13 protein-coding genes are annotated in these 13,253 nt (G+C 68.9%); 5 read left to right on the forward strand and 8 right to left on the reverse strand.

Translation table 11 applies throughout. The annotated features are described in order from the left end of the window. Window positions 1-125: 125 nt before the first annotated feature. Entirely contained in the window at window positions 126-1,238 is a 1,113-nt protein-coding gene (locus tag AX692_RS06320) for an alkene reductase (RefSeq protein WP_073975761.1), read from the reverse strand. Window positions 1,239-1,309: 71 nt separating this feature from the next. On the opposite strand from AX692_RS06320, the gene AX692_RS06325 reads away from it, so the two are divergent. Continuing rightward, window positions 1,310-2,209: a DMT family transporter gene (locus AX692_RS06325; RefSeq protein ID WP_073975762.1), complete on the forward strand. Its 900-nt coding sequence runs from the start codon at window positions 1,310-1,312 to the stop codon at window positions 2,207-2,209. Here AX692_RS06325 and AX692_RS06330 read toward each other — a convergent pair whose 3' ends face one another. From AX692_RS06330 to AX692_RS06350, 5 genes are all read right to left on the reverse strand, one after another. Next, on the reverse strand, window positions 2,210-3,523 hold the full coding sequence (locus tag AX692_RS06330) for a DUF2254 domain-containing protein (protein ID WP_073975763.1): 1,314 nt from the start codon (window positions 3,521-3,523) through the stop codon (window positions 2,210-2,212). Window positions 3,524-3,605: 82 nt separating this feature from the next. Further along, window positions 3,606-4,067, reverse strand: a complete 462-nt coding sequence (locus tag AX692_RS06335) for a hypothetical protein (protein WP_073975764.1) — start codon at window positions 4,065-4,067, stop codon at window positions 3,606-3,608. Continuing rightward, complete coding sequence (gene nadA / locus AX692_RS06340; protein WP_073975765.1) at window positions 4,057-5,058, reverse strand: quinolinate synthase NadA; 1,002 nt, start codon at window positions 5,056-5,058, stop codon at window positions 4,057-4,059. The genes AX692_RS06335 and nadA overlap by 11 nt, the downstream gene beginning before the upstream one ends. Before the next feature lie 75 nt (window positions 5,059-5,133). Beyond that, window positions 5,134-5,907 (reverse strand): hypothetical protein, encoded by a 774-nt coding sequence (locus AX692_RS06345; protein ID WP_073975766.1) that lies wholly within the window; start codon window positions 5,905-5,907, stop codon window positions 5,134-5,136. Between the two features lie 63 nt (window positions 5,908-5,970). Further along, window positions 5,971-6,855, reverse strand: a complete 885-nt coding sequence (locus tag AX692_RS06350; protein WP_073975767.1) for an MBL fold metallo-hydrolase — start codon at window positions 6,853-6,855, stop codon at window positions 5,971-5,973. A 224-nt stretch (window positions 6,856-7,079) separates the two neighbouring features. On the opposite strand from AX692_RS06350, the gene glpK reads away from it, so the two are divergent. Further along, window positions 7,080-8,552 carry a glycerol kinase GlpK gene (gene glpK, locus AX692_RS06355; RefSeq protein ID WP_073975768.1) on the forward strand — a complete coding sequence of 491 codons (1,473 nt, stop codon included), beginning with the start codon at window positions 7,080-7,082 and terminating at the stop codon, window positions 8,550-8,552. A gap of 4 nt (window positions 8,553-8,556) precedes the next feature. On the opposite strand, the gene AX692_RS06360 is transcribed toward glpK, so the two are convergent. Next, a complete protein-coding gene (locus tag AX692_RS06360; RefSeq protein WP_073975769.1) occupies window positions 8,557-9,018 on the reverse strand; it encodes a DUF1465 family protein in 462 nt (153 codons plus the stop codon). 151 nt (window positions 9,019-9,169) lie between these two features. Further along, window positions 9,170-9,379: a DUF465 domain-containing protein gene (locus tag AX692_RS06365; RefSeq protein ID WP_017666379.1), complete on the reverse strand. Its 210-nt coding sequence runs from the start codon at window positions 9,377-9,379 to the stop codon at window positions 9,170-9,172. A 274-nt stretch (window positions 9,380-9,653) separates the two neighbouring features. Between AX692_RS06365 and AX692_RS18935 the strand changes: the two genes are divergently transcribed. The 3 genes from AX692_RS18935 to AX692_RS06375 form a co-directional block, all read left to right on the forward strand. Then, the gene (locus tag AX692_RS18935) at window positions 9,654-9,821 is read left to right on the forward strand and encodes a DUF465 domain-containing protein (RefSeq protein ID WP_081095177.1); all 168 of its coding nucleotides are present in this window, start codon (window positions 9,654-9,656) and stop codon (window positions 9,819-9,821) included. Between the two features lie 81 nt (window positions 9,822-9,902). Beyond that, window positions 9,903-12,173 (forward strand): phosphoenolpyruvate--protein phosphotransferase, encoded by a 2,271-nt coding sequence (ptsP, locus tag AX692_RS06370; protein ID WP_073975770.1) that lies wholly within the window; start codon window positions 9,903-9,905, stop codon window positions 12,171-12,173. A 151-nt stretch (window positions 12,174-12,324) separates the two neighbouring features. Beyond that, the coding region (locus AX692_RS06375; RefSeq protein ID WP_081095178.1) for a helix-turn-helix domain-containing protein at window positions 12,325-13,253 on the forward strand (929 nt) is incomplete at its 3' end.

The raw sequence follows: 13,253 nt of genomic DNA on the forward strand, positions 1-13,253 counted from the left end.
AAGCTGCCAAGTCTCCGTATCTCTCCCGCAAGGGGAGAGAAATCTATGACCGCAATGGGGTCGAAGTCCGAACGCAAGCCGTGTCCCCGGCAGCGCCCCACATCGGACGCTGCCGGGGAGCACAATCACTCCGCCGCTTCGGCCTGCTCTTCCGCGAGGGTCGGGTAGTCGACGTAACCTTCGGGAATCGGGAAGTACCAGCTCTTGGGCACGTCCTTGTTGGGGTTCCAGTGCGCGCCCGCCGCGATGCGCTTTTCGAGATCGGGATTGGAGATGTAGGGCCGCCCGAAGCTCACCGCGTCGCACTTGCCCGCCTCGATGTCGGCGACGGCTTCCTCGGCGGTGTAGTCCGAATTGAGGATCAGTGTGCCGGTGTAGATCTGGCGGATCAGCGGGCTCTGCTTGGGCACATCGGTGCGGCCGAAGGTGCCTTCCGGCCCCGGCTCGCGCAGTTCGACGAAGGCGAGGCCCAATTCCTCGCACACCTTGGCCGCCGCGCCGAAGGTCGCCGCCGGGTTGCTGTCATCGGTGCCTTGCGAATCGCCATTGGGCGAGAGGCGGATGCCGACGCGGTCCGCGCCCCACACGTCGATCAGCGCTTCGAGCACCTCGCGCATGAAGCGGGTGCGGTTTTCGGGGCTGCCGCCATATTCGTCGGTGCGCAGGTTGGTCCCGTCACGCAGGAACTGGTCGACGAGGTAGCCATTCGCGCCGTGGAGCTGCACCCCGTCGAAGCCCGCCTTCTTGGCGTTCTCGGCGGCGCGGCGATAGTCGGCGATGGTGCGCTTGATGTCATCGAGCGTCATTTCGCGCGCCTGCGCATAGGGCTGCTTGCCGGTGGGCGTGTGCGCCTCGCCCGGAGCCTGCGTGGCGCTCGCGGAGAAGGGCGGCTGGCCATCGAGGAATACCGGGTGGACGATGCGGCCCATGTGCCACAGCTGCATGACGATGAGGCCGCCTTCCTCGTGCACGCCCTTGGTGGTGGCCTTCCAAGCTTCGGTCTGCTCGTCCGACCAGATCCCCGGCGCACTCGGCCAGCCGAGGCCTTCGCGGCTGATGCCGGTCGCTTCGGTGAGGATCATGCCGGCGCCCGCACGCTGGCGGTAATAGGTCGCCATCAGCTCGTTGGGGACGAACATCGGCTCGGCCGCACGCCCGCGAGTCAGCGGGGCCATGTGGATGCGGTTCTTCGCGTGGAGCGCGCCCATCTGGAGCGGCTGGAACAGTGCGTCATGCATATCTGAAGATATCCTCTCGAACAGGTTTCGATTGGCTATCCACTTGGGGCGGGCGCGGCTAGGGCGCAAGCATGGAAAATGAGGGTGTGGCCCAAGAAGAAGTTGTCCGCGATCCGGCGCGCCCGGCGGCGTGGCTGCTGCTCGCCGCGCTGCTGGGCGGCAATGTCGCGCTCGCCATCGGGCCGTGGTTCGTGCGGGTGGCGGACACCGGCCCGGTCGCGGCGGGGTTCTGGCGGCTGTTCCTGGCGCTGCCCTTCATGGTGCTGCTGGCGCGGACGAACGGCCAGCGCCTCGGCGGCATGGGAGCCAGGACGCTGGCGCTGGTGGCGCTGGGCGCGGTAACCTTCGCGCTGGACCTTGCGAGCTGGCACATCGGGATCGAGATGACCCGGATCGGCAATGCGACGCTGTTCGGCAATGCCGGGTCGATCGTGCTGCTGTTCTGGGGTTTTATCATCCACCGGATGCTGCCCGGGCGGCTGGAATGGCTGGCGATCATCTTCGCGCTCGGCGGCGCGGCGATCCTGATGGGGCGCAGCCTCGAGATCTCGAACGCAACGCTGATCGGCGACCTGTTTTCGGTCGCGGCGGGGCTGCTTTATGCCGTCTATCTGCTCACGCTGCAGGGCGCGCGGGGGAGTTTCGGATCGTGGAGCCTGCTCGTCTGGGTCAGCCTGTTCGGCGCGCCGGTGCTGCTGGTGATCGCGCTGGCGTTGGGCGAGCCGGTGTGGCCGCAGGCGTGGGGGCCGGTGATCGGCCTGTTCGTGGTCAGCCAGCTGGTGGGGCAGGGGCTGATGGTGTTCTCGCTGAAGTACTTCCCCCCGCTGGTGGTGGGACTGGCGCTGCTGACCCAGCCGGTGGTGGCCTCGCTCTACGGCTGGCTGGCCTTCGGCGAGGTGCTCTCGCCGCTGGATATTGCCGGGATGGTGCTGGTGGGGGCGGCGCTGGCGGTGGCGCGGGCCAAGGCCTGATCAGGCCAGCGCGCGGGCGAATTGCCGATAGGCCTGTTCGACCTTGGCGAGATCGGGCCCGGTCAGCGCGCTGCGGGCCTGGTCGATCAGCAAGTCGCCGTGGCCGCGCAGGACCGCGCGGCGCTGCGGGTCGGCGAGCGGCGTGGCGGCGTTGGCGAGCGCGTCAAGCATCACCATCACCGCGTTGGGGCTTGCCGCGACAGCGCTGCGGATCGACCCGAAGCCGCGCTCGCAGAAATGGGCGAAGTCGGCGGCCAGCGGGATCACCCGTGCCGCGCCGTGCTCCGCGCCGCCCACCTGCTTGCGCAGGTCGCGCCGTCCGATCTCCGCAGTCGCCGCGCCCAGCCAGTGGAGCGCGGTGATCGCGGTGAAGGGGTCGTTGACCCCGGGCGAAAGGGCGCGCAGGCCGATTTCGACCAGCTCGTCGATCAGGAATTGCGGGTCTTGCGCCGGGGTCCGCGACGAACCGGTGGTGAAGCAGGGGCGCACCTTGCCGGCAAGCTCTTCCGGCGAAGCGCCGCGAACCTCGAGGAGAGGGAGGTCGCGATGGACGAAATCCCCCGTCCGCACCTTGAGCGAGAGGATCGCGTCGCACTCGCCGGCCACCTTCGCAAGGCCCTCGAAATCGATCAGCTGGACATAGCCGGTCTCGCCCGAGAGCAGCGGCTCGCCGCCCGCCGTCCCGGGCGCTTCGGCCGTGCCTGCGGCGTCGGGATAGGTTTCCTCCACCTCCTCGATCAGGCGCTTGCCGATCTTCCGCAGCACGTTGTTGATCCCGATCGAGGTGGGGACGTGGTTGAGGAAGAACACCAGCACCGCGACGCAGGCTGCCATCAGGAGGTACGCGACGAGGATCGACAGCTGCGGCGCGAAGCCCTCGGCCGCGCTGCCGCCGGCGAGCGTGCCGAGCGCCCCCTCGTCTTCGGACCGGACCGAGCGCAGCACGATCAGCGCATAGACGAAGGCCGCGATGAAGGTCGCGAGCGAGATCTGGTTGCCCTTGTCCTCGAGGAAATTGGTGAGCAGCCGCGGCCCGTAGGTGCCGCTGGCATAGGTCACCGCGACCAGCGTGATCGAGAACACCGTCGAGGCGACGCCGATCGTGGCGCTCGCCATGACGCTGAGGAAATCGGCGGCGCCGGTCGGGCGGATCGGCACGATCCAGCGCTCAAGATCGAGCGCATCGGCGACCCCGGCGTGATCGAGCGCGACCATGGCCGTCGCCAGCAGCGCGGCGAGCACCGCGAAGAGGCCGGGGAAGAACCAGTAATTGGCGTTGAGGCGGGCCCAGAAGAAGCGGAGTTTCGCGGTCATCAAGAGTGAACACGCGAGCATGGCAAAGGGTTGCGAGGGCGGCGCGGTTGGGCGCAACCGCCGTCGGCGGACCGCACGAGGCCTAGTGCCTGCTCTCGCCTGCAGTGCTGCGCATCCTTGCGACCTGCTCGCGCAGGATGTCGGCAATCTGGCGCAGCGGAATCGTGAACACCCCGCCTTCTGCCGCTTCCCACTCGGCCTTGCCTTCCGCGTGAGCGGGGAAGGCGGGCGCGGTGGCGACCTGTACGGTCACCGAACTGTCGAGCGTCTGCCGCGAGACGGGCAGGTGCGCGATTTCCAGCGGCTCCGCTTCGCCCGGAATGGCAACGCCGATCATGCTGATGTGGTAGACCGTGACAGGCGCTTCGGGCGGGCCGATCTCGCCGATTTCGCGGATCTGGATCAGCGCGCCCTTGTCTTGCGGCGCGGTCTCGAAGGCCCACACCTGGCCGACGGCATATTCGCGCGTCTCTGCCGACAGCGGTCCGCCGAGCAGGACCGCCGCGCACAGCGCAAGGCCGGCGCGCGCGAGCCTAGTCCGCACTGAACGCGACCTTCCCCAAGTCCCCCATCCCGACAGTCCCGCTCGCCATCTCGAGCATGCGGTCGAGGCTGCGCTTGGCCTTGAGGCGGATGCCTTCCTCGATCTCGATCTGCGGCGTGAGGTCGCGCAGCGCGACGTAGAGCTTCTCCATCGTGTTCAGCGCCATGTAGGGGCAGATGTTGCACGAGCAGTTCCCGTCCGCACCCGGCGCGCCGATGAAGGTCTTCTCGGGCAGGGCCTTTTCCATCTGGTGGATGATGTGCGGCTCGGTCGCGACGATCAGGGTGTCGCCGGGGAAGGTCTTGGCAAAGCTCAGGATGCCGCTGGTCGAGCCGACGTAATCGGCGTGGTCGATGATCGTCGGCGGGCATTCGGGGTGCGCGGCGATCGGCGCGCCGGGATATTGCTCCTTGAGCTTCAGGAGCTCGGTTTCGGAGAAGGCCTCGTGGACGATGCACACCCCGGGCCACAGCAGCATCTCGCGGTTGAACTTGCGCGCCAAGTAGCCGCCGAGGTGCCGGTCAGGGCCGAAGATGATCTTCTGCTCCGCGGGGATCTGGGCGAGGATCGTCTCGGCCGAGGACGAGGTGACGATCACGTCCGAGAGCGCCTTCACTTCCGTGGAGCAGTTGATGTAGGTCAGCGCGATGTGATCGGGGTGGGCCTCGCGGAAGGCGCGGAATTTTTCCGGCGGGCAGGAGTCCTCGAGGGAGCACCCGGCGTCCATGTCGGGCAGGATCACGGTCTTCTGCGGCGAGAGGATCTTCGCCGTGTCGGCCATGAACTTGACCCCGCAGAAGGCGATCACGTCGGCATCGGTCGCCGCCGCCTTGCGCGACAGCTCCAGCGAATCCCCCACGAAGTCGGCAATGTCCTGGATGTCGGGGGTCTGGTAATAATGCGCGAGGATCACCGCGTTGCGTTCTTTCCGCAAGCGGTCGATCTCGGCGAGCAGGTCGGCGCCGGTGGGGTTGCGGGTCAGCAGGCTCATGGTCGGGTTCCCCGTAAACTCAAGAGCCGCCGATATAGGCGCAGCGCGGCGATTTTCGAGCGAAAAGCGCAGCCCTCAGCCGCCGAAGCCCGGCGGGAGGAAGGGCCCCATCGGGCGCTCGGCCCCGGGGGTGCCGGCGATCAGCCATTCGGTGAAGGCATAGCCGGCGGGCGAATAGGCGATCAGCATCGAGACCGCGAAGACCCCGACATTGATCCCCATGCCCCACCAATAGGCCGGATGCACCCGGCCATGCCTGCGCCAATCGGCCCACATCCCGATCAGCGGAAAGATCCACGTGATCGCGATCGAGGTCGGCCAGGCATAGGGGATCATCAGCGGCGCGGGGAGCAGCCGGCCGAGGCCGGGTCCGGTCAGGATGCTCATCGCCACCAGCATCAGGCGGCGATGCCAGCCCTGATGCCGCCGTACCCTGAGCGCCCACAGCGCGAGGCCCCCGAGGCAGTAGAGCCCCATCGCGTTGCTGATCACGAATTCGTTGATGGCGAAGAAGAACGGCCCCCCGCGCGTCTGCGCCGAGTGCACCATCACCGCCGTGCCCGCCAGCACCATCGCCGGGATGAAGCCATAGGCGAGCTTCCCGAGCTGGCGGTGCAGCGCGACATTGCCGCTCGCGATGCTGACATGCTGTGCGACATAGAGCCCGATCCACGCCATGAACATCACGCCGTGGAGGTGGACGACCAGCGGCGCATCGAAGCTCGACCGGCCGGCGATCAGATGAAAGGTGAAGCCTGTCACGATGGTGAGCGACATGACGCTCGCCATGATCAGGAAGAAGCGCGTCCCTTCCACGGGCGCGGCGCGCTGTGCTGCTGCTGTGGCCATGCTCGATCCCCCCAAATGCCCCTCGCAGGCAATGAAACATGGAAGGCGCGCCGGAGCAAGCGGTCAGGCGCGGGCAATCCGCCATGTCGCGCCTTCGCGTCCCGCAAGGCCCCGCTTTTCCAGATCGATCAGGTGCGCCGTCACGCTCATCTCCGCCGCCCCGACGAGGCGCGGGTCGAGGCCCTTGTACATCTCGGGGATGAAACCGCTGACGGGACGCGGGCTCTCGCCAAGCAGGCGCAGGATCTGCGCCTCGCGCTGGCGGCGATGGCCGATCATGCCGCGCACCAGCTGCCTGGGCTTCTCGATCGCCGCGCCGTGGGCCGAGTGATAGCGCACGTCATCGCGCGCCAGCAGCTTCTCGAGGCTCGCCATGTAATCGCCCATGTCGCCATCGGGCGGGATGACGACGCTGGTCGACCAGCCCATCACGTGGTCGCCGGTGAAGAGGGCACCGCTCTCCTCGAGCGCAAAGCACAGGTGGTTCGAGGTGTGCCCAGGTGTGGCGAGCGCGGTGAGCGTCCAGCCGGTGCCGCGCATCCCCTCGCCGTCGAGCAGGACGCGGTCGGGGGCGTAGGTCGGATCGAAGGCCTCGTCCGAGCGCGGGCCGTCCACTGCGAGCACCAGCGGCGCGCAGCCGACGATCGGTGCGCCGGTCTGCGCCGCCAGCGGCGCTGCGGCGGGGGAGTGGTCGCGGTGGGTGTGGGTGCACATGATCGCGAGGATTTTCCGCGCGCCCACCGCAGCGAGGATCGCGGCGATATGCGCAGCCTTGTCCGGGCCGGGATCGATCACCGCGCAGTCCGGCCCGTCGGCCATGCCAACGACATAGGTCTGGGTGCCGGTGAAGGTATAGGGCGAGGGGTTGGGCGCGAGCACGCGCCTGACCAGCGGCTCGACGTCCTCGGCAAGCCCGGTGGGCCAGGGTTTTTCTGGGATGGTGACCATAAGGCCCATTTGGGCTTCGATGCGCTTTGTCGCAAGCATAGAACCCGCCGCACGTCTCCCCGGCCTTGAGCCGGGGCCCCGCTTTCCTGTTGCGGCCATCGCCCTGCAGCTGGAAGGAAGCGGGGCCCCGGGTCAGGCCCGGGGAGACGGAAAAGGGGGCATCTTACTCCATCTCGACTTCTCGCAGCGCCAGCGGCTAGGAAGCCCCAAAACGGGAGAGCTTCATGTCCGACTACATCCTCGTGCTCGATGAAGGCACGACCTCCACCCGCGCCATGCTGTTCGCCTCCGACGGCGTGCTGGTCGCCTCGGCGCAGGAGCCGCTGACCCAGCACTACCCGCAAGGCGGCTGGGTCGAGCACGATCCGCGCGAGATCTGGGAGAAGACGCTCGCCTGCGCGCAGAATGTCGTCCCCAAGGCGGGCGGAGCGGCGAGCATCGCCTGCATCGGCATCACCAACCAGCGCGAGACCGTGGTGGCGTGGGACAAGACGACCGGCGAGCCGCTCACCAACGCCATCGTCTGGCAGGACCGCCGCACCGAGCCGTTCTGCATTGCGCTGCGCGAGGCGGGCCACGAGGCCGGGGTGCAGGAGCGCACCGGCCTGCTGCTCGATCCCTATTTCTCGGGCACCAAGATGCGCTGGATGCTCGACAACGTGCCCGAAGTGAAGTCTGCGGCGGAGAAGGGCACGCTCGCCTTCGGGACGGTCGAGAGCTGGCTGGTGTTCAAGCTCACGGGCGGCGCGGCGCATATCACCGATGCATCCAACGCCAGCCGCACCTTGCTGATGGGGCTGCACGATGCGCAGTTCGACGAAGGTCTTTGCGATCTTCTCGGCGTCCCGCGCGCGGCGCTTCCGGGGGTGGTGGACACCTCGGGGCCGCTCGCGGTGACCGATGCGGCGCTGTTCGGCCGCGCCATCCCGATCACCGGCCTTGCGGGCGACCAGCAGGCGGCGACTGTCGGGCAGGGCTGCCTCGCGCCGGGTGAGACCAAGGCGACCTACGGCACCGGGGCCTTCGTGCTGACCTGTCAGGGCGCCCGCATCCCGCGCTCGACCAACCGCCTGCTCGGCACCGTGCTGACCCAGTGCGATGGCATGCGCACCTATGCCATCGAGGGATCGGTGTTCGTCGCGGGGAGCCTGGTGCAATGGCTGAGGGATTCGCTCGGGATCGTCGAGGTCGCCGCGGAGACCGAGGCGCTGGCGCGCTCGATCCCCGACAGCGGGGGCGTGGTGATCGTGCCCGCGCTGGCGGGCCTCGGCGCGCCGCACTGGCGGGCCGAGGCGCGCGGCGTGATCGCGGGGCTCTCCTTCGCCAGCGGCAAGGCCGAGCTTGCGCGTGCGGCTTTGGAGGCGATGGCGCACCAGACGCACGACCTGTGCGCCGCCTTCACCGCCGACGGCGCGCCGTGGGAGACGCTCAGGATCGACGGCGGGATGGCAGCCAACGACTGGATGGCGCAGGACCTCGCCGACATGCTGGGGGTGACGGTCGAGCGCCCCGGCTTCGTCGAGACGACGGCACTGGGCGCGGCGATGCTGGCGGCGGCGGGGGCGGGGCTTCATCCCGATCTGGCAGCGGCCTGCGCCGCGATGCGCGGGCGGCTGGCAACCTTCGAGCCGGCGATGGCGGACGATGTCAGGGACGCGCGGCTGGCGGCGTGGCGCAAGGCCCTCGCCGTCTCGTAATCGCCTATCCGAACCGTCCCAATTCCCGCCCGATGCGATCCTGGAAGGCGCGCGCCGGGGAGGCCATCTCGAAATGCCCGCGCCACGCCTCGTCCAGCCGGGCGATGCGCTGGTGGAGCTTCTCGGTGTCGGCGATCAGTTCGCGGGTCTCGGGCTCGAGCAGCGCGAGCTGCGCCTCGTCCGAGGGGCGGTCTGCCGGCAGCGCGCCGTGGAGCCGCACCTGGTTCTCGGAGAGCTCGCCCGAGAACAGCGCGCGCTGGTTGAGGAGCCAGGCGAGCACGTGCATCATTCGCGTGGTGGTCTTGAGCCCCTCGGTCGAGAGCGCGAGGCGCACGAAGGCGTCCTCCCCCGTCAGCGGCTCGCGCACGCCGGCGGCGAACACCGCGCGCACCTCATCGGCGAGGACGAGCGCCTCGGTGTAGAGCGCCTCGATGATCGGGCGCGAGAGGTTGGTGGTGCGGGCCATCGGGCGCGATCCTACGCCTGTGCGGGGCGGGCCGCCATATGACTATGGTTACTTTCCAAGTAATTTTCGCATCCGTCCCTTCCGGGAACAGAATTGATGATCCGCTAACCATGGGAAAGACCGGTCGCACGCCAGCGAACCCGCGATCAAATCACGCGATGATATCGGGTAGCAGCGTGTCCTCGATGATCGCGATCTGGTCCTTCAGGCGCAGCTTGCGCTTCTTGAGCCGCGCGATCTGGAGCATGTCGGCCGAGGCCGAGCCGCGCGCCGCCTCGGTCAGGGCGGCGATCGCGGCGTCGAGATCGCGGTGCTCGGTCTTGAGCAATTCGAGCTTTTTCCTGAGCTCCTGCTCGGTCATTCGTCGCCCCTGATCTTCCCTCGGCCCGCGCGGCCCTCGGCTGCGCCATTGCAGCCACGCGCTACGCGTTCCCGGCCGGTTTGGGTAGAGGCTTCGCGACGCGGATCGCCTCCCGCACGGCGTGCCGCATTCTGCCCCGGGGGTGCGGCGTAAGGATTCGTCAGGGCTTTCCATGCCAGCCTTCCTGTGGTTCTTTCGAACCTGCGGCCCGGCCGCCCAGCGTGCCGAGTCGCCTGCCCGGGGGCATCCCCCCGCTACGACAGGAGAACGCCTCATGGCATCGACCGCAGTGTCCTCGCACCTCACCGCCCTCCAGACCAAGCACGCCGGCCTCGAAGCCCGTCTGCGCGACGAACTGGCCCGGCCCGTGCCCGACACCGCGACGATCCAGCTTCTCAAGAAGCAGAAGCTGCGATTGAAAGAGGAAATCGCCGGGGTCTGACGCCCGCCTGAGCGGGGGCGGCGCCAGCGGACGAATGCCCCTTTTGCATTTGCCGCGCGGTCGGCATACATCCTCCAAGGTATGACCGCCGCCGCCGCCGCCCGCCAGATCCTGCTCCGCCTTACCGAGGTGATGGCCTCGCGGATGCACGCGCAGGCCAAGCTCGATCAGGTCGTCGAGATCATCGGCGAGTGCCTGTCGAGCGAGGTCTGCTCGATCTATCTGCTGCGCGAGGGGATGCTCGAACTCTTCGCCACGCGCGGCCTCAACCAGAGCGCGGTGCACGTCACCCGCATGGCGATCGGCGAGGGGCTGACCGGCGCGATCGCGCAGAAGGTCGAGACGCTGAACCTCGCCGAGGCCAAGGCGCATCCCGACTTCCAGTACCGCCCCGAAACCGGCGAGGAGAAGTTCCACTCCTTCGCGGGCGTCCCCATCGTCTACCGCGAGCGCGCGGTGGGCGTGCTGTGCGTCCAGCACGTCGAGCCGCGCCGTTACGAGGACATCGAGATCGAGGCGCTCCAGACCACCGCGATGGTGCTCTCCGAACTGATCGCCAATGCCGAACTGATCGACGAGGAGCAGGCCCTCGGCCTCACCGCCGAACAGTCCGGGCCGCAGACGCTCACCGGGCTCACGCTGGTCAAGGGGCTGGGGGCCGGGGTTGCCGTCTACCACCAGCCGCGGGTCGAGATCACCCAGGTCATGGCCGAGGACATCGAGGCCGAGCGCCAGCGCGTCTACCGCGCCTTCGACCGGATGCGCGAGCAGATCGACAGCCTCGCCAGCCAGGCCGAATTCGGCGTCGGCGGCGAGCACGAGGAGGTGCTCGAGACCTACAAGATGTTCGCCTATGACGAGGGCTGGTCGCGGCGCATCAACGAGGCGATCGATTCCGGCCTCACCGCCGAGGCCGCGATCGAGCGCGTGCAGCAGCACACAAGGATGCGGATGCGCGAGATCGACGATCCGCTGCTCGCCGACCGGATGCATGACCTCGAGGATTTGGCGAACCGCTTGCTCAGGATCGTAGCCGGGCGGTTCGGCACCGCCGCCTCGCAAGGCCTGCGCAAGGATTCGATCCTGATCGCGCGCAACCTCGGCCCGGCCGAACTTCTCGAATACGACAAGCGGCGGCTGAAGGGCGTGATCCTCGAAGAGGGCTCGCTCACCGCCCACGTCGTGATCGTTGCCCGGGCGATGAACGTGCCCGTGATCGGCCGCACCAAAGGCGTGCGCACCACCATCCGCGAGGGCGACGAGATCCTGCTCGATGCGACCGCGGGCAATGCCATCGTGCGCCCCCTGCCGCAGGTCGCCGACGCCTTTCAGGCGCGCTTTGCCAAGAGCCGCGAAAAGCAGGCGGCCTACGCCAGCTTGCGCGATGTCGAGCCCTTCACCCGCTGCGGCACGCGCATCCAGGTGATGATGAATGCCGGCCTGCGCGACGACATGAGCGCGCTCGCCATGACCGGCGCCGACGGCGTGGGCCTGTTCCGCACCGAGTTCCAGTTCCTCGTCTCGGCCACCCTGCCGCAGCGCGAGCGCCAGACGCGGCTCTACCGCGACGTGCTCGATGCGGCCGGCGACAAGCCGGTGATTTTCCGCACGGTCGATATCGGCGGCGACAAGTCGGTGCCCTACCTTGCCTCCGAGATCGCCGCGCAGGACGAGAACCCGGCGATGGGCTGGCGCGCGCTGCGGCTGGCGCTGGAGCGCGAGGGGTTGATGAAGATCCAGGCGCGCTCGCTGCTCGAGGCGGCGGCGGGGCGCTCGCTCTACGTCATGTTCCCGATGGTGTCCGAGCCGTGGGAGTTCGACGCTGCCAAGGCGGTGTTCGACGAACAGCTCGCCTTCCTGCGCGCGCAGAAGAAGCTCCTGCCCGAACGGATCAATTTCGGCGCCATGCTCGAAGTGCCCGCGCTCGCCGAGGTGCTCGACATGCTGCTGCCGCGCCTCTCCTTCCTCTCCATCGGCACCAATGACCTGACCCAGTTCCTGTTCGCCGCCGACCGCGCCAACCCCAAGCTGGCGGAGCGCTACGACTGGCTCAGCCCCTCGATCCTCCGGTTCCTGCGCCGGGTGATGCAGACCAGCCTCGGCAGCGGGGTCGACATCGGCGTGTGCGGCGAGATGGGCGGGCGGCGGCTGGAGGCGCTGGCGCTGCTCGGCATCGGTTACCGCCGCCTCTCGATCACCCCGGCGGCCGTGGGCCCGATCAAGGAACTGGTGCGCAAGGTCGACCTGGCCGAGCTGACCGCGGCGATGAACGGCTGGCTCGCCAGCCCCACCGGTAGCTTGCGCGACGAGCTCGCCGCATGGGCCGCCGCACGCGAGATCGAATATGATTGAAGCGCGGCTTGCGGAGAAGCGTGGCCACGGTGCGGCGGCATGTTATGGCGATGCTTGACAGGACGCACCCGAGCGGGTGAGTCCCGCAGCGAGCCAATCATACATCACTCTCACGCAACGCCTCGGCAAGAAGGCGCGGGACCCGGGTCACATGGATAGCGAAGAATTCGACAGCGCCGCCGATGCGCCTCAAGACGCCGTTTCCGGCCCCGGCGCGACTTTGCGCGCCGCGCGCGAGGCGCAGCGACTGGAACTGGCGCATATCGCCGCCGAAACCCGTATTCCGCTGCGCCATCTCGAAGCGATCGAGGCCGACGCGTTCGAGAACCTGCCCTCGCGCGCCTATGCGATCGGCTTTGCCCGCACCTATGCCAAGGCGGTGGGGCTCGACGAGGCGGCGATCACCGATGCCGTGCGCGCCGAGCTCGCGGACGGCTCGATGCGCCGCACAGTGCCCTCCGGCGGCATGGAGCCCGGCGATCCGGCGCGCCTGCCCTCGGCGGGCCTCGCCTGGGCGGCTGCGGGCGCGGTGGTGATCCTGATGCTCGGGATCGTCGCCTTTGCGGGGAGCTATTTCGGCGCGGGCACGGGCCCGGCCTCGCTGCTGTCGCCCGAGCCCGCGCCGAGCGCGACCGCCGCTCGGCCTGCCGCTCCGAGCGCCGCGCCCGTGCCGAGCGGGCCGGTGGTGCTGACCGCGCTCGAGGACGGGATCTGGGTGCGGCTCTATGAAGAGGGCGGCGCGCGGCTCGCCGAGCGCACATTGAAGCTCGGCGAGACGATCGAGGTGCCGGTGACCGCCAAGGACCCGCGCATCAACACCGGGCGGCCCGATGCGCTGTCGGTTACGATCGGCGGGCAGAGCGCGCCCAAGCTCGCCGAAACGCCGGTGACGATCTCCGGCGTCCCGGTCTCCGCCGCCGCGCTGGCGGCGCGCGGGACGGCGACCCCGGCAGCCGGGGCGCCCCCGGGGACGACCGCCGCAGGAACCGGTGGCGCTCCGCGTCGGCCCGTGATCCGCCCGTCCGCCGCCAGCGGCGCGGCCGAGGCGGCGAGCGAGGGCGCGGCGGCTCCGGCCGACAG

This window comes from Erythrobacter donghaensis, from assembly GCF_001557325.1.
Classification (GTDB): Bacteria; Pseudomonadota; Alphaproteobacteria; order Sphingomonadales; family Sphingomonadaceae; genus Erythrobacter; species Erythrobacter donghaensis_B.